The 20,956-nt window shown below is 66.4% G+C and carries 19 protein-coding genes; 13 read left to right on the plus strand and 6 right to left on the minus strand.

What is annotated here, in order from left to right:
- Nucleotides 1-86 precede the first annotated feature (86 nt).
- Nucleotides 87-1,046, minus strand: a complete 960-nt coding sequence (locus KUV49_RS03505) for a GlxA family transcriptional regulator (protein ID WP_261391434.1) — start codon at nucleotides 1,044-1,046, stop codon at nucleotides 87-89.
- Nucleotides 1,047-1,131: 85 nt separating this feature from the next.
- Between KUV49_RS03505 and KUV49_RS03510 the strand changes: the two genes are divergently transcribed.
- From KUV49_RS03510 to KUV49_RS03530, 5 genes are all read left to right on the plus strand, one after another.
- Nucleotides 1,132-2,382, plus strand: coding sequence for a sarcosine oxidase subunit beta family protein (locus KUV49_RS03510; protein ID WP_222451637.1), 1,251 nt, complete (start codon nucleotides 1,132-1,134; stop codon nucleotides 2,380-2,382).
- A gap of 13 nt (nucleotides 2,383-2,395) precedes the next feature.
- Nucleotides 2,396-2,683, plus strand: coding sequence for a sarcosine oxidase subunit delta (locus tag KUV49_RS03515; RefSeq protein WP_222451638.1), 288 nt, complete (start codon nucleotides 2,396-2,398; stop codon nucleotides 2,681-2,683).
- Nucleotides 2,680-5,628: a sarcosine oxidase subunit alpha family protein gene (locus KUV49_RS03520; RefSeq protein WP_222451639.1), complete on the plus strand. Its 2,949-nt coding sequence runs from the start codon at nucleotides 2,680-2,682 to the stop codon at nucleotides 5,626-5,628. The genes KUV49_RS03515 and KUV49_RS03520 overlap by 4 nt, the downstream gene beginning before the upstream one ends.
- The gene (locus tag KUV49_RS03525; protein ID WP_222451640.1) at nucleotides 5,621-6,187 is read left to right on the plus strand and encodes a sarcosine oxidase subunit gamma; all 567 of its coding nucleotides are present in this window, start codon (nucleotides 5,621-5,623) and stop codon (nucleotides 6,185-6,187) included. The genes KUV49_RS03520 and KUV49_RS03525 overlap by 8 nt, the downstream gene beginning before the upstream one ends.
- 62 nt (nucleotides 6,188-6,249) lie before the next feature.
- Nucleotides 6,250-7,245, plus strand: coding sequence for a helix-turn-helix domain-containing protein (locus KUV49_RS03530; RefSeq protein ID WP_222451641.1), 996 nt, complete (start codon nucleotides 6,250-6,252; stop codon nucleotides 7,243-7,245).
- A 53-nt stretch (nucleotides 7,246-7,298) separates the two neighbouring features.
- On the opposite strand, the gene KUV49_RS03535 is transcribed toward KUV49_RS03530, so the two are convergent.
- A complete protein-coding gene (locus tag KUV49_RS03535; RefSeq protein ID WP_222451642.1) occupies nucleotides 7,299-10,142 on the minus strand; it encodes a hypothetical protein in 2,844 nt (947 codons plus the stop codon).
- Between the two features lie 148 nt (nucleotides 10,143-10,290).
- On the opposite strand from KUV49_RS03535, the gene KUV49_RS03540 reads away from it, so the two are divergent.
- Nucleotides 10,291-10,965 carry a thiamine diphosphokinase gene (locus tag KUV49_RS03540; RefSeq protein ID WP_222451643.1) on the plus strand — a complete coding sequence of 225 codons (675 nt, stop codon included), beginning with the start codon at nucleotides 10,291-10,293 and terminating at the stop codon, nucleotides 10,963-10,965.
- Between the two features lie 3 nt (nucleotides 10,966-10,968).
- Here the strand turns inward: KUV49_RS03540 and KUV49_RS03545 are convergent, their stop codons facing one another.
- The gene (locus tag KUV49_RS03545; protein WP_222451644.1) at nucleotides 10,969-11,883 is read right to left on the minus strand and encodes a DMT family transporter; all 915 of its coding nucleotides are present in this window, start codon (nucleotides 11,881-11,883) and stop codon (nucleotides 10,969-10,971) included.
- 6 nt (nucleotides 11,884-11,889) lie between these two features.
- Nucleotides 11,890-13,263 (minus strand): L-serine ammonia-lyase, encoded by a 1,374-nt coding sequence (locus KUV49_RS03550; RefSeq protein ID WP_222451645.1) that lies wholly within the window; start codon nucleotides 13,261-13,263, stop codon nucleotides 11,890-11,892.
- A 198-nt stretch (nucleotides 13,264-13,461) separates the two neighbouring features.
- Between KUV49_RS03550 and KUV49_RS21390 the strand changes: the two genes are divergently transcribed.
- The 7 genes from KUV49_RS21390 (at nucleotide 13,462) to KUV49_RS03580 (ending at nucleotide 20,185) form a co-directional block, all read left to right on the plus strand.
- Nucleotides 13,462-13,590: a hypothetical protein gene (locus KUV49_RS21390; RefSeq protein ID WP_261391433.1), complete on the plus strand. Its 129-nt coding sequence runs from the start codon at nucleotides 13,462-13,464 to the stop codon at nucleotides 13,588-13,590.
- Nucleotides 13,591-13,697: 107 nt separating this feature from the next.
- Nucleotides 13,698-14,486, plus strand: a complete 789-nt coding sequence (gene rpiA / locus KUV49_RS03555; protein WP_222451646.1) for a ribose-5-phosphate isomerase RpiA — start codon at nucleotides 13,698-13,700, stop codon at nucleotides 14,484-14,486.
- A 13-nt stretch (nucleotides 14,487-14,499) separates the two neighbouring features.
- Complete coding sequence (locus KUV49_RS03560; RefSeq protein WP_222451647.1) at nucleotides 14,500-15,954, plus strand: FAD-dependent oxidoreductase; 1,455 nt, start codon at nucleotides 14,500-14,502, stop codon at nucleotides 15,952-15,954.
- A gap of 72 nt (nucleotides 15,955-16,026) precedes the next feature.
- The gene (hflK, locus tag KUV49_RS03565; protein WP_222451648.1) at nucleotides 16,027-17,205 is read left to right on the plus strand and encodes an FtsH protease activity modulator HflK; all 1,179 of its coding nucleotides are present in this window, start codon (nucleotides 16,027-16,029) and stop codon (nucleotides 17,203-17,205) included.
- Nucleotides 17,205-18,338 carry a protease modulator HflC gene (gene hflC / locus KUV49_RS03570; protein ID WP_222451649.1) on the plus strand — a complete coding sequence of 378 codons (1,134 nt, stop codon included), beginning with the start codon at nucleotides 17,205-17,207 and terminating at the stop codon, nucleotides 18,336-18,338. The genes hflK and hflC overlap by 1 nt, the downstream gene beginning before the upstream one ends.
- Nucleotides 18,338-18,532 carry a DUF2065 domain-containing protein gene (locus KUV49_RS03575; protein ID WP_222452062.1) on the plus strand — a complete coding sequence of 65 codons (195 nt, stop codon included), beginning with the start codon at nucleotides 18,338-18,340 and terminating at the stop codon, nucleotides 18,530-18,532. The genes hflC and KUV49_RS03575 overlap by 1 nt, the downstream gene beginning before the upstream one ends.
- Before the next feature lie 195 nt (nucleotides 18,533-18,727).
- Entirely contained in the window at nucleotides 18,728-20,185 is a 1,458-nt protein-coding gene (locus tag KUV49_RS03580; protein WP_222452063.1) for a Do family serine endopeptidase, read from the plus strand.
- A gap of 76 nt (nucleotides 20,186-20,261) precedes the next feature.
- Here KUV49_RS03580 and KUV49_RS21705 read toward each other — a convergent pair whose 3' ends face one another.
- Both KUV49_RS21705 and KUV49_RS03590 read right to left on the minus strand, forming a co-directional pair.
- Nucleotides 20,262-20,558 carry an integrase core domain-containing protein gene (locus tag KUV49_RS21705; RefSeq protein WP_222451650.1) on the minus strand — a complete coding sequence of 99 codons (297 nt, stop codon included), beginning with the start codon at nucleotides 20,556-20,558 and terminating at the stop codon, nucleotides 20,262-20,264.
- Complete coding sequence (locus tag KUV49_RS03590) at nucleotides 20,558-20,944, minus strand: hypothetical protein (RefSeq protein WP_222451651.1); 387 nt, start codon at nucleotides 20,942-20,944, stop codon at nucleotides 20,558-20,560. The genes KUV49_RS21705 and KUV49_RS03590 overlap by 1 nt, the downstream gene beginning before the upstream one ends.
- Nucleotides 20,945-20,956 lie beyond the last annotated feature (12 nt).

Consider the following 20,956-nt stretch of genomic DNA (forward strand, 5'->3'; position numbering starts at 1 on the left):
CCTCACCTTTGCTTTGCCCGCACCGTAACGCGGCACACGGGCAAGACAAGCCATACTGCGCAAACCGGACGCCGCCTGACGCAAACCTACCGATAGGCCGAGGGCGGCTGCCCGAACCGCGCACTGTAGGCGCGCGAAAAATGCGCCGAACTGGCAAAGCCCGTCGCCAGCGCGATCTCGGTCAGGCTCAGCGGCGAGTTTCGCAAGAGGCTCTGCGCCTTCTCCAGCCGCAATTCGCGGTAATACCGCATCACCGACCGCCCCAGCTTGTCGTGGAACAGCCGGTTCAGCTGCCGGGGCGACAATCCCGCCACCTGCGCCAGCCGCGACAGGTCCAGCGGATCGGCCACGTTCGCCTCCATCGCCTCCACCGCGTCCAGCACCGCCGGCACCGTCGTGCCCACCCGCTCGACCAACCCCGACCGCTGCGGCCCGGCCGAGGGGCGAATCTCGGTATGCATGAACCAGTCGCTGACCAGCCGCGCGAAATGCGCCCCGTGGTGCTGGGTGATCAGCGCGTGCATCAGGTCCATCGGCGCGGTGCCGCCCGCACAGGTCACCCGGTCCCGGTCGATCACGTAAAGCGAGCGTTCCAGCACCAGGCTGGGCGAGATTTCCGCCAGCGCCGCGGCATGTTCCCAGTGCACCGTCATGCGCCGCCCGTTCATCAGCCCGGCCCGCGCCAGGATGATCGGCCCGCCCGAGACACCGCCCAGCGGCACCCCGGCCCGGGCCAGCCGCGCCAGCCAGTTCAGGACAGCGCGATCATCGTAAAGCGTCGGGTCCCCGCCCGCGATGACGAACAGGTAATCGAACGCGTCCGTCTCGCCCACCTCGACAAGCGGCGCGACCATGCCCGCCCCGGAACTCTGGATCGGCTGCATGTCCGACCCGACGGTCACGACCTCGTACAGCTCTCGCCGCGCCAGCAGGTTCGCCGCCCTCATCGGTTCGGTCAGCGCCGCGAAGGACATCATCGCAAAGCCGGGGATCGGCAAGATCCCGACGCGCCGCGAGATGGCCGGATTTGAACCAATATTGTCCATATTAGAAAATTATCCGTCCGTTCTGGAAAAGTCCATTCGTCAGGATTGCCGCACACTGGGTGCCAGCAATCGTGGGAATCATCTTATGCGCTACAGTGGGTTCAAGGTCCTCTGGGAAGGCCTGACCGGCAACAAGGGTTGGACACGCGCCTGGCGCGAACCCGAGCCCAAGGCGGAATACGACATCGTCATCATCGGCGGCGGCGGGCATGGCCTCTCGACGGCCTATTACCTCGCCAAGGAATTCGGCCTGACCAATGTCGCCGTTCTGGAAAAGGGCTGGCTGGGGTCGGGCAATATCGGGCGCAACACCACGATCATCCGCTCCAACTACCTGCTGCCCGGAAACGAGCCGTTCTACGAGTTCTCGATGAAGCTGTGGGAAAACCTCGAGCAGGACACGAACTACAACTCGATGGTCTCGCAGCGCTCGATCCTCAACCTCCTCCACACCGACGGCCAGCGCGACGCCTTCGTGCGGCGCGGCAACTCGATGTTCCTGGCCGGCGCCGATGCCGAACTGGTCGATGCCGCGCAGCTGAAAAAGGAACTGCCGTTCCTCGACTATGACAACGCCCGCTTCCCCATCAAGGGGGGCCTCTTCCAGCGCCGCGGCGGCACCGCCCGGCACGACGCCGTCGCCTGGGGTTATGCCCGCGGCGCCGACAGCCGCGGCGTCGACATCATCCAGAATTGCGAGGTCACCGGCTTTCAGATCGAGAATGGCCGCTGCCTCGGGGTCGAGACCTCGCGCGGCCCCATCCGCGCCAAAAAAGTGGCGATGTGCGTCGCCGGCTCCTCCGGCCGTGTCGCCGCGATGGCCGGCATGCGCTTGCCCATTGAAAGCCACGTTTTGCAGGCGTTTGTCTCCGAGGGGCTCAAGCCGACGATCCCAGGCGTGATCACCTTCGGCGCCGGCCATTTCTACGTCAGCCAGTCCGACAAGGGCGGTCTGGTCTTCGGCGGCGACATCGACGGCTACAACACCTACGCCCAGCGCGGCAACCTGCCGGTGGTCGAGGACGTCTGCGAGAGCGGCATGGCGATCATGCCGATGATCGGTCGCGCCCGCCTGCTGCGGTCCTGGGGCGGCGTCATGGACATGTCGATGGACGGCTCGCCCTTCATCGACAAGACCCATATCGACGGGCTCTATTTCAATGGCGGCTGGTGCTACGGCGGCTTCAAGGCCACGCCCGCCTCGGGCTTCTGCTATGCCCACCTGCTGGCCAGGGACGAGCCGCACCCCACCGCCACGCAAATGCGGCTGGATAGGTTCATGACCGGCAACCTGATCGACGAAAAAGGCATGGGCAACCAGCCCAACCTGCACTGAGGGGCATACAGACATGATCATCGACCATCCCCTTCTGGGCCCGCGCGACGCCGCCGAATTCGTCTATCTCGGCGATGCCGCCCTCATCGACCGGCCCGACTGGCAGGCCGACGACGCGATGGAGAAATTCCACAGCTACGGCTACCTGCGCGACAACCCCGCAGGCCAGCACCAGGAACTTTGGTACCACGAACAGGGTGACCGCTCCTGGCTGGTGGTCACGCGCAACACCCTCACGCACGAGATCACGGCAGTCGAACTGGCCCGCGACGTGGCACGCAAACGGGGGCGCGGCAAATGAGGCAGAAGAGCCGCATCAAGGGTGGCCTGATCGACCGCTCGAAAGAGATCAAGTTCCGCTTCAATAACAAGTGGTTCCGGGGCCATCCCGGCGACACGCTGGCCTCGGCGCTTCTGGCCAACGGCCAGCTTCTTGTGGGCCGCTCGTTCAAGTATCACCGCCCGCGCGGCGTGTTCACCGACGGCTCCGAGGAACCCAACGCGCTGGTCCACCTGCGCGACGGCGCTTACCAAGAGCCGAACACGCGCGCCACGATGGTCGAACTCTTCGATGGCCTCAACGCCACCTCGCAGAACCATCGCGGCTCGCTGGACTACGACCTGCTGGCGGTCAACGATTTCTTCTCGCCCTTCCTGTCTGCGGGGTTCTACTACAAGACCTTCATGTGGCCCAAGGCGTTCTGGGAAAAGCTCTACGAGCCGATCATCCGCTCCGCCGCCGGCCTTGGCCGCCTGTCGATGAAGGACGACCCCGACACCTACGACAAGGGCTTCCTGCATTGCGACCTGCTGGTCATCGGCGCGGGTCCCTCGGGCCTGATGGCCGCGCTGACCGCCGCGCGCGCCGGTGCCCGCGTGATCCTCGCCGACGAGGATTTCCGCCCCGGCGGCCGCCTCAACTCCGAGACGCTGGAACTGGGCGGGATGTCCGGCACCGACTGGGTAGCGCAGACCGCTGCCGAGCTGGCGTCGATGGACAACGTCCGCCTGATGCCCCGCACCACGGTCTACGGCGCTTACGATCACGGCATCTACGGCGCGCTCGAACGCTGCACCGATCACCTCGCCGATGGGGGCGGCAAGCCGCGCCAGGTCCTGTGGCGCATCTATTCCAGGCGCGCCGTACTGGCCGCTGGCGCCACCGAGCGCCCCATCGCCTTCGGCAACAATGACCGCCCCGGCATCATGCTGGCCAGCGCCGTGCGCAGCTATGCCAACCGCTATGCCGCGACCCCGGGCAAGCACATCGCCGTCTTCACCAACAACGACGACGGCTGGCGCACCGCCGCCGACCTGATCGCCAAGGGCGTCGAGGTTCCCGTCGTCGTCGACAGCCGCGACAAGCCCGCCCCCATCGACCTGCCCGGCATTCGCCACGTCGCGGGCGAGGCGGTGATGAACACCATCGGGCGCAAGGGCGTGAAATCGATCACCCTGACCAACGGCCAGGTCATTCCCGTCGACGCGCTGGCCGTGTCCGGCGGCTGGAACCCCAACGTCCACCTCACCTGCCACCAACGCGGCCGCCCGACCTGGCGCGACGACCTCTGCGCCTTCGTCCCGGGCGGCGACCTGCCCGTCGGCATGGCCGTCGCCGGGTCTGCGAACGGGTCCATGACCCTCGCCGCCGCCTTGGCCGAAGGCCAGGCCCAGGCCACCGCACAGCTCGACGCACTCGGGATCACGGCCAAGGCCACCGACCTGCCGCAGGCAGAGGATGAGCCGCGCGAGGCCGCCGCCTTCTGGCATGTCAATGAGAGCAAGCACCGCGCCTGGGTCGACCTGCAGAATGACGTCACCGTCAAGGACATCAAACTCGCCAACACCGAGGGCTTCCGCTCGGTCGAACTGCTCAAGCGCTACACCACGATGGGCATGGCCACCGACCAGGGCAAGACCTCGAACATCGCCGGGCTCGCGATCCTGGCCGAGGAACGTGGCAAGACCATCCCCGAGGTCGGCACCACCATCTTCCGCCCGCCCTACACGCCCGTGCCCATCGGCGCGCTGGCCGGGCGCGCGCGCGGCAAGGATTTCCGCCCCTACCGCCTGACCCCCAGCCACAAATGGGCCGAGGAGAACGGCGCCAGCTTCGTCACCGTGGGCAACTGGCTGCGGGCCGAATGGTACACGCGTCCGGGCGAGAAAGGCTGGCGAGACTCCGTCGACCGCGAGGCGCTCACGGCCCGCACGAGTGTCGGCATCTGCGACGTCACCACGCTGGGCAAGATCGACATCCAGGGCAAGGATGCCGGCGCCTTCCTCGACAAGGTCTATGCCAACACCTTCTCGACCCTCAAGGTCGGCCGGGTCCGCTATGGCCTGATGCTGCGCGAGGACGGCATCTGCTACGACGACGGCACCACCGCGCGGATGGGTGAAAACCACTACGTTATGACCACCACCACCGCCAACGCGGTCACGGTCTTCCGCCGGCTCGAATTCGCGCGCCAGTGCCTCTGGCCCGACATGGACGTGCACCTGATCTCCACCACCGACGGCTGGGCGCAGTTCGCCGTCGCCGGGCCGAAATCCCGCGACCTTCTGCGCAAGGTGATCGACGCCGACCACGACATCTCGAACGAGGCGTTCCCCTTCATGGCCTGCGGTCACGTCACCGTCTGCGGCGGCACGCCCGCGCGGCTCTTCCGGATCTCCTTCTCGGGCGAGATGGCGTATGAAATCGCCGTCCCCGCGCGGTACGGCAACTCCATGATGGCGGTGCTCAACGAGGCCGGCAAGGAATTCGATGCGGCACCGTATGGAACCGAGGCGCTGGGCGTCATGCGCATCGAAAAGGGTCATTGCACCGGCAACGAGCTGAACGGCCAGACCACCGCCCACAATATCGGGCTGGGCAAGATGGTCAGCCAGAAGAAGGAATGCATCGGCCAGGTCCTGGCGCAACGCCCCGAACTGACCCGCGAAGACGCCGTGCGGCTGGTCGGCTTCCGCCCCGTCGACCGCGACAGGAAACTGATCGCCGGCTCGCATTTCCTGAACAAACATGCCCCCGCCGACATGGAGCATGACCAGGGCTGGATGACCTCTGTCGCCTATTCGCCCAACCTCGGCCACCATATCGGCCTGGGCTTCATCAAGAGCGGGCACGAACGTATGGGCGAAATCGTCCGCGCGGTCAGCCCCGTCCACGGCACCGAGATGGAGGTCGAAATCGTCTCGGCCCATTTCGTCGACCCGGAAGGAGAGCGTCTGCGTGGCTGATTTCACCCTCACCTCGGAACCGCCCCTCAAGGGCTTCGACCAAGGCTTCGGCGACACGCGGCTTCACGCGCCCGCCGACCTGGCGATCGTGTCCATCGCCCTGCCCCTCGGGGACGAGGACGCGGCGCTGAAAGCGATCGGATCCGCCTTCGACGCCGACCTGCCCGCGCCGGGCCTCTCTGTCATGGGCAAGGACAACACCCGCCTGGTGCGCCTCGGCCCCGACCAGGCCTTCGCGATCTTCACCCGCGCGACGCCCGATGCCGAACCGCATGTGCAGACCCTGCTCAACGGCGCGGCCTACACCACCGACCAGACCGATGTCTGGACCGGCCTCGTGCTCGACGGCCCGCTGGCTCGCACCGCGCTGGAACGCATCTGCCCGATCGACCTGCACCCCGATGCCTTTGCCGAAGGCGCCGCCGCGCGCACGGTCATGGAGCACCTGGGCGTGCTGATCCTCCGCACCGGCCCCGACGCCTATCTCCTCCTCTCCGCATCCTCCTCTGCAGGGTCGTTCCTGCACGCGGTAGAGACCTCGCTCCTCAACGTAACCTAAAGGCAAGACCACCAAGCACGGAATTCAGGGATCCGTTCGCAACAGGGAAAGTCAGACAAGACATGTACCTTTCAAACCTCGATCCCCTCGGCACCCCCGATCCGCGCCCGCTGCGCGACCAGCGCAGCTTGTCGGACACCTTCGTCTTCGTCGTTCAGGAGGCCTCCAGCGCCTTCGTCGCCGAAACCTGCATCCACGTCCTGCGCCGCGCCAACCGGATCCTCGGTCAGGACATCTACAGCTGGTCACTGATCGACGCGACCCGGCGGGCCTGCCGCGACACGACCCTCTGCGCGCCGCACCAGGTGTTGGTCCTGGTCGGCGGAACCGATCAGCCCTGGCGCCCCGCCAAGTCCGACCTGTCGCCGCTGCGGGCGGCCATCCGCAACGCGGCGCGGGTCTGCGTCGTCGGCGGCGCCGTCTTCGTGCCCTTGGCCGCCGGGGTCCTGGGGGCCAAGCGCGTTTCGGTGCATTCCGCCTTTCGCGCCGGCGTTCAGGAAAGCTGCGCCAATGTCGAGATGCATGACGACACCACCTGCCACCACAAGGCGCTCAGCAGCGCCACGGGGCCTGCCGCCGCCATGCGGATGATGGTCGAGCTGATCGGCGCCCGCGAGGGCAAGTTCACCGAAGTCGCACTGGCCTGCGACCTCGGCCTGCAAGAGACCGGCTCCCAACCCGCCGCCGGGTCTGGAGAGCGCTGGCGGATGCAGCGCCTGGCGCAGGGCTGCGACGTGATATCGGATGCGCTTCAGATCATGGAAGACCATATCGAAGACACGTTGAGCGTCGCGCAAATAGCTGAAATTATTGGCATTTCCGCGCGAAAGCTGGAACGCGGCTTTGCCGAGAAACTTGGCCGTTCGCCCTTGAAGGTGTACCGCGACCTGCGGCTTGACCGGGCCAACGACCTGATGATGCAGACCGCCTTGCCGCTGGGCGAGGTCGCCCTTGCCTGCGGATTTTCCAACGTCACGCTGATGAAGCGCTGGTTTCAACGCAAGTACGGCCAGGCGCCCTGCGACGTGCGACGCCAGGCGTTCAGCGGAATTCACTGAAACGGCAAAAGCCCCGGCGCACGACCGGGGCTTTTCAGGTCTGCCGCCGCATGTCAGCCGACGTTGCGGGCCTGGGCGCGAAACTCGGTCTCTTCGGTGGCCGAGAACCGGCCGCCCTGCACCTTGCGCAGCTTGCCTTCCCGCAACAGCTGGCCGAACGAGCGCAGGCCATCCTCGCGGCTGTAATTGCCGTTCTTCGCTTCCTTCAGTTTGCCCATCAGCATCGGGCGCGTGAATTCGGAGTGGCCTTCGACATCGGACATATACGCCGCCGCGGCCTCCAGCAGCTCGGACAGCCGGGTCGCGCCCATCTCCTCGGCGAAGGCGGTGAAACCGCCATCGTCAGACGTCGACACGCTTGCGTGTATCGAGGACACGCGCCGCGGCCGCACCGGCGCCCGTTCGGTATCGACGCGCTGCTCGGCAACAAGTTTCAGCGGCGCGGGACGCTCCTCGTTCGGACGCGCTGACCTGGAACCGGCCGACGGCGCATTCGGCCGGCGCGGGCGCACGACTTCGGCCAGGTCCGAGCGGTAAGGCGCGTCGTCCACACCCTGATCGACATCCACGCCGGCGATTTTCTCTGCCTTGGTCGCGGCGACGGCAGCCCGCAGATGCTGGATCGCGGTGCGCCGCATGCTGGCATCCTTGTCGCCCATCTGGCTGTCGGTCTCTTCGAAGAGCCGCGTTTCATCCTCGGGCGCACGTTTACCGATCCCAAGCAGTCGCGACAGGCCCCGGCGCTGCGTTTGCGACGGATCGTCCTCACCGATCTCCTCCGTGCCCAGGGCGTCGGCACCCTGCCGAGTCTCGGCCTCCGGCGCGTCGCTGTCATCCAGCGCCACCGCGGCAATCGGGCGTTGGACGTCGCCATCATCATCGGCATGCGCTTCGGACGTGTCGTCACCCTCTGCCTCGAACGCCGCATCCTCGGCGTCCAGAGCCTCGTCGTCCGCCTTCCGGGTGCCCTGATCCGCCAGTTCCGCCTCGACCTCGGCCAGCTCGCGCTGCAGGTCCGCTTCCTCCTCGGGGCTGAGCACGGCCTCGTCCCCAAGCGCGCCCATCTCGTCTTCTAGGTCGTCCTCTTCTTCGATCACGCCCTGCGCAATCGCCGCCTCGAACTCTGTGCGCTTCATTTTCAGCACACGGGCATTCATCGGACGCTGCGCCGCGTCGGGCGCGTCCGTGTCCGCCACGCGGGCCTCCTTGCCCAGCACGAAAGGCGTTTCCGCAGGGTCCGCGTCGGTCTCGTCCTCGGCGTCCAAGGCACCGTCCAGGTCCGAGAAGAGAGAGTCCGACGCATCGTCGTCCTCAAGGTCTTCGGTAAAATCCTCGTCCAGGTCCGCCGCAATGTCCGGCACCTCCGAACGCGCGGCGTCCGCCGGCATCGCATCCGCAAGAAGCTGGGCCAGCGTGTCCTCGTCAACCGCGGCGGCGGTGCCGAGATCGTCCTCGTCCTCCTCCGCCACGGTCGCATCGGCCCGCTCCCGCGCGGCAACCGGCGCTTTTTCGGCGATCGGCGCGTCGGTCTCGTCCGGCACAGGCTCGAGACCGGCCATCACCGCACCGAGCGTGTCCTCGTCGGATCCGGTCTCGTCAAGGTCACTCTCCTCGACATCATCCGATTCGAACGCGGCGTCCTCGTCTTCCGCGACGGGGGCCGCGAACTCCGTGATATCCGCGTCCTCCGCGCCGTCCGTGTCTTCGAAAGACTCGTTCAACAGGGCGTCCAGCGCGTCGGCAGAGCGGTTCATCACCGCGCCTGCATGTTCGTCTTCGCTGTATTCCGAGACTTCATAGTCGAGGTCGCTCTGCGACACGACCGACCGGATCCGGCGCAGCTTCTCGGCAACGCTGTCCGCCGAAACCGCTTGCACGGATGCAACCGGCTGCGGGTCGACAGAAGTCCAGGCATCCTCATCTGCACCGAGAGCCTGCGGCACAAGCGTTGGGTCCTCCGCCTCACCCGCTGCCGGCTGAGACGCCTCCTGAGCCACCGCGTCGTCCTCGACCGCCGCCGCGTCGGCGACAAACGCCTCTATATCGGCATCTTGCGGCGCCTCGGCCTCGTCGGCGTCGTCCTGCTGCGGCTCGGACATGTCAGAGGCGGTCTCGACCGCGTCTTCGGCCTCGTCCGAGGCAAGACCGGCAATCGCCTGGTCCGTGATCTCGATCCCGGCATGGGCATCGGGGGCGAGAGCGCCGCCGGATGTCGCCGCGCCATCTTCGTTCGGCGTGTCTTCGGCCCGCGTGGCGTCGTCCGAGCGCCGTGACGCCTCCGGCGGCTGCTGGGCATCGCTCCCGGCCTCGGCCCCGATCACGGCGGCCTCATCTGTTTCTGCTTCGGATTCAATGTCTTGCCCGACGCTCTCGGGCGCGTCCCCGCCATCCGGAGCCCGTTCCATCACCGGGTCGGGTGTCCCGACGTCGCCGGCATCGGCGGCGGCCGGTGCGGCCATCTCGGCCACGGTCGCTGGTGTCTCGGCCTCCGCCCCTTGCCTCGGCGCTTCGGCCTCCTCGGGCGCGGCGGGCGCTTCCGCGGCAACAGTCTCTTCCGCGGCAACGGTCTCTTCGGGCGTGTGCGGCTCGGCAGGCGCAGCCACGGGCGCGGCATGGGTCAGGGCCTCGGCAGCCCCGCGCCCCTCGTCGGCGCGCAGATGGATTTTCCCCTGATCCTCGCGCGCCTCGACGCGGCGCGAAATCTCGCGTTCGGCAATGCGCGCCAGCATCTCGGCATCCGGCGTCGGCGGCTCGGCCCCGAAATACCGATCATCGGCAGCTAGGTCGCGGAAATACTCTGCAATCGCCTTCATGGTATCGAACGAATCATCGAAACCTTCCAACGTGCACGAGAACGTGCCGTAGGATACGGTCAGAATTTTGCTTGTACTTACCATCTTTTTGCTCGCCCTACTTTGCCTGCAATCATAATTTTTACCATGATGCCCGCGACGAAAGCGGTCCGATTCTTAGAGTTTTACCGTATCATTTCGAGGCCAGAATGTGTCTTGTTTCCAAAATAGGCATTAATAACGGGAATTCACCGTGATTGTTCACCGTCCGCAACCCATTACTCTCATTGGCGGCAGCAAACTGTCCGACTCCGATCTCGCGCGCGCCGTGGCGATCGGCGACTGCGTCGTCGCGGCGGATGGCGGTGCCGATCTGGCGCGCCGGGCGGGCCTCGACCTGGCGGCGGTGATCGGCGATTTCGATTCGATCAGCGCGGAAACCCGCGCCGGTCTGCCCGAGGAGATACTGCACCATATCACGGAACAGGACAGCACCGATTTCGAGAAATGCCTGCGCAACATCGAGGCCCCTCTCATCCTGGGCGTGGGCTTCACCGGGCGGCGGATCGACCATCACCTGGCCAACCTCAACGCCCTCGTCAGGTATCCCCGCCAGCGCTGCATCCTTCTGGGCGACGCGGATATCGCGTTTCTCGCGCCTCCCTCCTTCGCCCTGGATCTCGATCCCGGCACGCCGGTCTCGCTCTTTCCGCTTGGCGTCGTCGAGGGCATCTCCGACGGTCTTCAATGGCCGATCGCGGGCCTGACCTTCACGCCGGATGGGCGCGTCGGCACATCGAACGTGGCCACCGGGCCGATTTCCCTGCAGGTCACGGCGCCGAAGATGCTGATCATCCTGCCCGCCTCCGCGTTCGAGGCCGCCGCCGAGGCGCTCACGCACAGCGCCTCCAGATGGGCCACGGCCTGAGCGTCATGGCGCCGGCATCGGGCGCCGCTCCAGTCGCCGCTCCCGGAAGAACACGTACAGCCCTGCCGACACGATCAGCGCGATCCCGAAAAACGTCAGCGCATCGGGCAGATCCCCGAAGATCACGTAGCCCAGAACGGTCGCGCCGACGATCTCGAGATACTGGACCGGGGCCAGAACCGAGGCCGGGGCCAGCTTCAGCGCGAAACTGATGCAGACATGGCTGGCCGTCGCGATCAGCCCGACCGCCGCCAGCAACATCAGTTCGCGCTGTTCCGGCCAGGACGGATCCAGCGCCGCGACACCGCTGCCATCGAATACCCACAGGGGCGGCAGGATCAGGACCAGCGCGGCCAGCCCGGTATAGGCCTGCATCGAGATCGGGTGCATCGACGCCGCCATTCGCCGGGTCAGTATCATGTAGAAGGCAAAGCACACCGCCGTCACCAGCGGCAAGAGCGCGGCCGGGCCGACATCGCTGAAACTGGGCTGTATCACGAAGAGCGCCCCGACGAAGCCCACCGCACAGGCCGCGTAACGGCGCGGGCCGATCGGTTCGCCCAGGAAGACACCACCCAGAAGCGTCAGGATGAACGGCTCCACGAAGAAGATGGCGATGGCATCCGCGATCGGCATGAAGCGCAATGCCTGAAAGAAACAGGCCGTCGCCAGCAGGATCAGCCCGCCGCGCACCAGGTGGAGCCCCGCCTCGCGCGCACCCGGCCTGTGCAGCCACCCCAGCAGCAGGGCCAGCGGCAGCAGGATCGCCGCCTGCACGCCGAATCGCGCCGCCACGATCTGTCCCACGGCCAGCGCGTCGCCAATCAGCTTGGCCGAGGCATCCATCGCCGGCGCGATCAGGGAAAACCCGACCATCAGCAGAATGCCGAGCGAGATCGTGCCCTTGTTGTCCTGCATGGCCGGTCAGCAGTTCGGGACGTTGACAGCCAGGCCGCCGAGCGAGGTTTCCTTGTAACGCTCGCTCATGTCCGCGCCGGTCTGGCGCATGGTCTCGATGCAGGCGTCCAGCGGCACGAGGTGAACGCCGTCTCCGCGCAACGCGAGGCTTGCCGCGCTGACCGCCTTGATCGCCCCCAGGCCGTTGCGCTCGATGCAGGGCACCTGCACCAGACCCTTCACCGGGTCGCAGGTCATGCCCAGGTGATGCTCCAGCGCGATCTCGGCGGCATTCTCGATCTGCGCCGGCGTGCCGCCCAGCACCGCGGCCAGCCCCGCGGCCCCCATGGCAGAGGCGCTGCCGACCTCGGCCTGGCATCCCGCTTCGGCGCCGCTGATCGAGGCGTTGAACTTGACCAGCCCGCCGATCGCCGCCGCGGTCAGCAGGAAGGTCTCGATATCGCGTTCGTTGGCGCCCGGCACGTGGTCCAGCCAGTACTTGATGACCGCAGGCACGACACCCGCCGCGCCATTGGTGGGCGCGGTCACGACCTGCCCGCCGGCGGCGTTCTCCTCGTTGACGGCCATGGCGTAGATGCTGATCCAGTCGTTTATCTTGTGCGGGGCGTTCAGGTTCGTGCCCCGCTCGGCAATCAGCGCCTCGTGAATCGCCTTGGACCGGCGCCGCACCTGCAAGCCGCCGGGCAGGATGCCGTCATTCGCCAGCCCCCGCTCGATGCAATCGTTCATGACCTGCCAGATCCGTGCCACGCCGCTGCGCAGGTTCTCGGACCCGCCGCGCGAAATCTCGTTGGCCTTCTTCATCTCCGCGATGGTCTTGCCGCTGGTCTCGGCCATTTCCAGCATCTCGGCGGCACTCTTGAACGGATAGGGCACCGGCGCGCCATCGTCCGTGTCCTTGCCCGCCGCCAGCTCGTCCGCCGTCAGCACGAAACCGCCCCCGACCGAGTAATAGGTCTCCTGCAGGATCACGTCGCCCTGCTTGTCGGTGGCCATCAGGATCATCCCGTTGGCATGGCCCGGCAGGTTGGGCCCGAAATCGAACTGCAGGTCTTCCTTCGGGTTGAACTGCAACTCCGGCAGGCCCGGCGGCGTCACGGTGTGGCTGTCGCGGATCTGCTCCAGCACCGCTTCGGCCTTTTCGGCGTCGTAGTCCTCGGGCCGGAACCCCGCCAGGCCGAGGATCGTCGCCCGGTCCGTCGCGTGGCCGACCCCGGTAAAGGCCAGCGAGCCGTGCAGGCTGCCGCGCACCCCGTGAAACTCGAACGGCGAGTCGCGCATCGCGTCCAGGAACCGCGCGGCGGCCACCATCGGCCCCATCGTGTGCGAGGAGGACGGGCCGACGCCCACTTTGAACATATCGAAGACTGAAAGAAACATGCGCCCTTACCTACGGCATTCACCGTCGCTGCCCAAGTAATCTCTATGCGGTCACGGGTCAAAGACGTCATGCAAAAACGACTTCGACGCGACGGTCCACGCCAAAACTCGGCTCCGATTCACACTAGCTTAACCGACTCGCGCCAAGGTGGAACACATTGCCGGTTCGCAAGTTATCTTCAGATAAGGAGCACGCAGATGCAGACCACTGGTTTCATTCTTCTTCTGGCGGCGGGAGTCATCGTTTTTTTCGGCGGCGACAGGACGAGCGGCACGACGCTCCCCTCCGTCGTATCTCCCGACCTTGCCGGATTCAGGGCGCAGTAGACGCATTATCGACTGCCTCTTGCGGGCGGGGTGAAATGACCCCTCGCCCCTGCCGCGCAAACTCCCTATAAACCGGGCGACGAAACCCGCCAGGTGGAGAGATGCGCATGACCGGAGAGCTGTCACCGATCGACAAGGCCAAGTTCGTGGCCGCAAAGCGGTCCGTCGACTATATCGAGGACGGAATGCGCGTGGGCCTCGGCACCGGCTCCACCGCCGCGTGGATGGTGCGCTGCCTGGGCGAGCTCGTGCGCGAAGACGGCCTCAAGATTCGCGGCATCCCCACCTCCACCCGCACGGCCGAACTGGCCCGCGAGGTCGGCATCGAGGTCATCAGCCTCGACGAGGCCCGCTGGATCGACGTCACCATCGACGGTGCCGATGAATTCGACGGCAATCTCAACCTCATCAAGGGCGGCGGCGGCGCGCTTCTGCAGGAAAAGATCGTGGCCACCGCCTCGGACCAGATGATCGTCATCGCCGATGTCGGCAAGGAGGTCGAGAAACTCGGCGCCTTCCCCCTGCCCGTCGAGGTCATTCCCTTCGGCTGGCAGACCACCAAGTCGCTGATCGAGGAACTGCTGATCTCGATGGACGTGCTCGGCCGCGACGCCACCCTGCGCATGAACGGCGACAGCCCCTTCGTCACCGACGAGGGCAACTACATCCTCGACCTTCACCTGGGCCGCATCGGCAACGCCCACCAGCTTTCCATGGTCCTGAACCAGATGCCCGGCGTGGTCGAGAACGGCCTTTTCATCGACATCTGCGATGTGGTGATCCTCGGCTACGGCGATGGCCGGGTCGAAACGCGTGACATCAACGAAGGCACCGTCGCCGAGGACCGGCTCGATTTCGTCGAGACCGACAACCTCTTCACCGACCTGCAAGACTGAAAGGCCCGCCCATATGGCCTATGACTACGACCTATTCGTGATCGGCGGCGGCTCCGGCGGGGTGCGCGCCGCCCGCGTGGCCAGCGCCACCGGGGCCAAGGTCGCCCTGGCCGAGGACGACCGCTATGGCGGCACCTGCGTCATCCGCGGCTGCGTGCCGAAAAAGCTGATGGTCTTCGCCTCCGAGTTTTCCAACCTGCCCGACGAGGCGCGGGCCTATGGCTGGGACATGTCGCTGGGCGACTTCGACTGGTGCGGTTTCCGCGACCGCCTGCACGGCGAACTGGATCGCCTCGAAGGCGTCTATCGCAGCCTGCTCAGCAATTCCGGCGTCACCATGTACGACGCCCGCGCGCAGCTGAAGGACCCCAACACCGTCACCCTGTCCACCGGCGAAGAGGTGACCGCGAAACACATTCTCGTCGCCACCGGCGGCCATCCCGTCCGCCCCGAGATCCCGAACGCGCATCTCGGCATCGTCTCCGACGACCTGTTTCACCTGGAGGCGCTGCCGAAATCCATGCTGATCGTCGGCGGTGGCTATATCGCCTGTGAATTCGCCTGCGTCATGGCCGGCCTGGGTGTCGACGTCACGCTCTACTACCGCGGCGCCCAGATCCTGCGCGGCTTCGACGAAGAGGCCCGCGGCATCATCGCCGAAGGCATGAGCGAAAAGGGCATCGACCTGCATTTCGGCACCAATATCGTCGACATGGCGCCCGCCTCCGAGGATCACAGCGCCAGCGGCGCGCTCACCTCGTCCGACGCCTCCATGGGTGCCCCCGCGAACGAGCCCGAGACCCGCGACATTTCCAAGGATCACGACGGCCCGATCTGGGTCAAAGCGACCAACGGCAAGGAAGCGGTCTTCGACAAGGTCCTCTTCGCCACCGGCCGCGCGCCCAACACGCAGGACATGGGGCTGGAGGAGATCGGCGTCGAACTCGGCCGCGGCGGCGAGATCGTCGTCGACGACTACAGCCAGACCGCCGTGCCCTCGGTCTATGCCATCGGCGACGTGACCAACCGGGTCAACCTGACGCCCGTGGCCATCCGCGAAGGCATGGCTTTCGTGGAAACCGTGTTCAAGGACAACCCGACGCCGGTCGATCACAAGCTGATCCCCTCGGCGGTGTTCACCCAACCCGAATTCGGCACGGTCGGCCTGACCGAGGACGAGGCCCGCGAGCAGGAGCCGGTGCATGTCTACTGCACCTCGTTCCGCCCCATGCGCACCGCCTTCGCCGGTCAGCCCTACCGCGTGCTGATGAAGCTGGTCGTCTCCAGGGATACGGACAGGGTTCTCGGTTGCCACATCGTCGCACCGGGCGCGGGCGAGATGATCCAGCTGGCCGGCGTGGCGATCAAGATGGGCGCGACGAAGGCGGATTTCGACCGCACCGTGGCCGTGCACCCGACCATGTCGGAAGAGATCGTGACGATGCGTGACCCGATGCGGACAGGTTGAATTTTTGACTGTTGTGCACAGTTATGACACAGGGATGGCGCTCTGCGCGATAGGATGAAGGGAAGAGATTACATGGCTGGACATTCTGGCGGCCCCTGGGGCGGCGGCGGCGGTGGCAACCGCGGCGGTGGCGACGACGACGATCGCGGCAACCGCGGCAATGACAACCGACGGCCCCCCGAAAGCGGGTCGCAGATTCCGGAAATCGACGAACTGGTCCGCCGTGGACAGGATCAACTGCGCGTCCTGATGGGCGGGCGCGGCGGCAAGGGCCGCGGCAACGGTGTCGGCGGCGGCGATGGCGGCGGCGGCCCCGGCTTCGGGCGCGGCACCATCGTGATCGGCGCCCTGATCGCAGTCGCGCTCTGGGGGGCTGCCAGCTTCTACACCGTCAAGCCCGAGGAACAATCGGTCGAGCTCTTTCTCGGCAAGTACTACTCCACCGGCGATCCCGGCCTGAACTTCGCGCCGTGGCCCCTCGTGACCGCCGAGGTCGTCAACGTCACCTCCGAGCGGACCGAGAATATCGGCAGCGGGCGCGGCAGCGCGTCGGGCGGCGACGGCCTGATGCTGACCACCGACGCCAACATCGTCGACATCGACTTCCAGGTCGTCTGGAACATCAACGATCCCGCCAAGCTCCTGTTCAACATCCGTGACCCGCAGCTGACCGTGCAGGCCGTGTCCGAGGCCGTCATGCGCGAGATCATCGCCGCGACGAACCTCGCGCCGATCCTCAACCGCGACCGGGGCATCATCGCCGACACCGCGCGGGAAAACATCCAGTCCACGCTCGACGAATACGACAGCGGCATCAACATCGTCCGGGTCAACCTCGACACCGCCGACCCCCCGCGCGAGGTGATCGACGCCTTCCGCGAGGTGCAGGCCGCCGAACAGGAACGCGACCGCCTCCAGCGTCAGGCCGACGCCTACGCCAACCGCGTTCTGGCCGAGGCCCGCGGCGAAGCCGCGCAGGTGCTCGAACAGGCCGAGGGCTACCGCGCCCGCGTGGTGAACGAAGCCATCGGTGAGGCCAGCCGCTTCATCGCCGTGGCCCAGGAATTCAACGAAGCCCCCGAGGTGACGCAGCGCCGTCTCTACCTCGAAACGGTGGAACGCACGCTGGGCAAGATGGACAAGATCCTGCTCGACGAATCCAGCGGGGCCTCGGGCGAGGGCGTGCTGCCCTACCTGCCCCTTGACCAGTTGCGCCGCTCGAACCAGACCGGCAACGGAGGATCGAACTGATGCGTAAATCCGCTCTGCTACTTCCCGTCCTCGCCGTTGCGATCATCGGCATCCTGTCCTCGCTCTACATCGTGGACGAACGCGAAAAGGCGCTCGTGCTGCAATTCGGCCAGATCAAGAAGGTCGTGGACGAACCCGGCCTCGGCGTGAAGATCCCGATCATCCAGGAGGTCGTGCGCTATGACCGCCGGATCCTGTCGCTCGACACCGACGCGATCGAGGTCACGCCCTCCGATGACCGCCGCCTGGTGGTCGACGCCTTCACCCGCTACCGCATCGCCGACGTGGTCCAGTTCCGGCAGGCCGTCGGCATCGGCGGCACCCGCGTCGCCGAAGACCGGCTCGCCTCGGTCCTCAACGCCCAGATCCGCGAGGTTCTCGGTGCCGACCAGGTGACGTCCGACACCATCCTGTCGCCGCAGCGGCGCGACCTCGCGGTGCGCATCCTCGAACAGGCCCGCGCCAGCGCGGCCGGGCTGGGGCTCGAAATCGTCGACGTCCGGCTGAAGCAGACCAACCTGCCGCAGCAGAACCTCGACGCCACCTTCGCCCGGATGCGGGCCGAGCGCGAACGCGAGGCCGCCGACGAGATCGCCCGCGGTAACGAGGCCGCCCAAAGGGTGCGCGCCGCCGCCGACCGCACCGTGGTGGAAACCGTGTCGAACGCCGAACGCGAGGCCGAGATCACCCGCGGTGAGGCCGACGCCGAGCGCAACCGGATCTACGCCGAGGCCTTCGGCAACAATCCCGAGTTCTTCGCCTTCTACCGTTCTCTGGCCGCCCTCGAACGCTCGATGAACGAGCAGAACTCCACCCTCGTCTTCTCGCCGCAAAGCGAGTTCCTGGGCCAGATGTTCGACGCCGTGCGCGCCGATGGCCTGGGCGAGGTCGCGCTCGAGGAGATCGACATCGACCGCCTGCGCGAAATGGCGCCCGAGACGGAAATCTCGCCGGACCTGCCCGAAAGCGAACGCCAGCGCCTCGAAGAGGACGCCGCCCAGCAAGAGGCCGAGGCCGCCGAGGAAGAGGCCAGCGAGCAAGCCGCCGAGGAGGCCGAAGCCGAAGCCGAGGCAGAGACCGAAGCCGAGGAGGCCGAACAGGATAACCCGGTCAACGAGGACGTGACCAATTGATCGCAACGATCTTCCTGGCCTTCGGGCTCGTGCTGATTGTCGAGGGGCTGGTGTACGCACTGGCCCCTTCGCTTGTGGAACAGATGCTGGCCGCCCTGCGCGCGATGCCAGAGGACCAGCGGCGCCTGGTCGGTCTCGTGGCACTGGCCTTCGGGGTCGTGCTGGTCTGGTGCGCCAAAATGCTGGGCGCATGACCCAAGGCGCTTGCGTCATCGTCAACAAAACGTTCACATGGGCGTGACATCGTGTTGTGAATTTTGCGTTCTCGTCCAGCGCGCCTAAATAATCTTCAGAACAGTCTGCCAGCGCATGGCTGCGGCAGGCCCTTCGAATTTCAACTACGGATCAAGGAGTGGTCTCGCGTGAAAGCACAAACTCTCTCTCAACCCATGACACCGCCTGCGGCGATCCGCGCGATCTGGCTCACGGCGCTGGCAATGGCCCTCGTCATCGCCCAGGCGATCAGCGCCAGCGCCCGCCCCGAAAGCTTTGCCGACCTCGCGCAAAAGGTCAGCCCGGCCGTGGTCAACATCACTACGTCCACCGTCGTGGCCCAAGGCACGGGGCCGTCCCCCATCGTCCCCGAAGGCTCCCCCTTCGAGGATTTCTTTCGTGACTTCCAGGACCGGAACAACAACGGCGAAGGCGACCGGCCCCGTCGCACCTCCGCGCTTGGCTCGGGCTTCGTCATCTCCGAAGACGGCTACATCGTCACCAACAACCACGTGATCGAAACCGCCGACGAGATCATCATCGAGTTCTTTTCGGGCAAGGAACTCACGGCAAACGTGATCGGCACCGACCCCAAGACCGACATCGCCCTGCTCAAGGTCGACGCCGACGAGCCGCTGCCCTTCGTCAGCTTCGCCGACAGCGACACCGCCCGCGTGGGCGACTGGGTCATTGCCATGGGCAACCCGCTCGGCCAGGGCTTCTCGGTGTCTGCCGGGATTGTTTCGGCCCGCAACCGCGAGCTCAGCGGCACCTATGACGACTACATCCAGACCGACGCCGCCATCAACCGCGGCAACTCGGGCGGCCCGCTCTTCAACCTCGACGGCCAGGTCGTCGGCGTGAACACCGCGATCCTGTCGCCCAATGGCGGCTCGATCGGCATCGGCTTCTCGATGGCCTCGAACGTCGTCACCCGCGTGGTGGACCAGTTGCAGGAATTCGGCGAAACCCGCCGCGGCTGGCTCGGTGTCCGCATCCAGGACGTGACCGATGACGTGGCCGAGGCGATGGGCCTTGAAAAAGTGGCCGGCGCTCTGGTGACGGATGTCCCCGAAGGTCCCGCGGCCGAGGCCGGCATGGAATCGGGCGACGTGATCATGCAGTTTGACGGCTACGATGTCGAAGACACCCGCGGCCTCGTCCGCCGGGTCGGCAACACCTCCGTGGGCAAGACCGTGCGCGTCGTCGTCTTCCGCGATGGCAAGACCCAGACCCTGCGCGTGACGCTTGGCCGCCGCGAAGCCGCCGAAGGCGTCGTGCCAGCGGCCCAGCCCGGCGAATCCGAGGCACCGTCCGAGGTCGAAATCCTCGGCCTCACCTTGTCGCAGCTCGACGACGAACTGCGCAGCCAGCTGGAGCTGGACGACAACGCCTCCGGCCTCGTCGTGGCGGACATCGACAACCTGTCGGAAGCCTACGAGAAGGGCATGCGCGCCGGTGACGTCATCACCGAGGCCGGGCAGCAGAAGCTGTCCAGCATCTCCGATCTGGAAGACCGGATCGCGGATGCGCGCGAGGCGGGCCGCAAGTCGATCCTGCTGCTCGTCCGCCGCGCCGGCGAACCGCGCTTCGTCGCCCTGTCGCTGGACGCGGAACAGGAAGACCCGCAGTAACGCCGGCAGGTGACCCAACACTAAAAAAACGGGCGCTCCCTCGGGGCGCCCGTTTCACGTTGGCATCTCTGCTTGGCTAGGTGTGACGTCTCATAAGGTTGTTCAGAGCCATTGTCGAAGCTTGGCCATTGAGGGCTGAGTGTGGTCTTCGAAGGTTGAACCAGTCAAGCCATCGCTGCAGGTCAGAGTTGCGCGCAGCGGAGGAGGCGCAGGTCGCCCCGAAGGCCCAGTCGCGGATGAGGGTCTGGATCAAGCGCTCTGCCTTGCCGTTGGTTTTGGGCGTGTTGGGCCGGGTCCGGATGTGGCGGATGGTGTGTGCGTCGAGGACCTGGCGGAAGCGGCGCGATCGGTAGCATGACCCGTTGTCGGTCATCACCCGTTCGACCCTGATGCCGCGCGCGGCGAACCAGGCCCGCGCGCGGCCCAAAAAGGCGGCGGCGCTTCCTTCCGCTCGTCGGGCAGGACCTCGACATAAGCCAGCCGGGTCGCGTCATCGACGGCGACATGGACAAGGTCCCAGCCGGCGCCGCGGCTCGATCCCTTCGTCCGTGACCCCGTGACGCGATGGCCCGGCCGGTCGAAGCGACCCGGCTTCTCGATGTCGGTATGGATCAGGTCGCCCGGCCTCTTCCGCTGACAGCACCGGACGGGTGGCGGCGGATCGAACGCCACGCGTCGTCCGACACCATGGCGGGCCAGCCACCGCGCGACGGTCGGGCGGGCCAAACCGAGGCGCTCGGCGATGACCGCCGCCCTCATGCGGCATGGCGG

Origin of the sequence: Roseovarius atlanticus (assembly GCF_019802205.1) — a bacterium.
GTDB lineage: Bacteria > Pseudomonadota > Alphaproteobacteria > Rhodobacterales > Rhodobacteraceae > Roseovarius > Roseovarius atlanticus_A.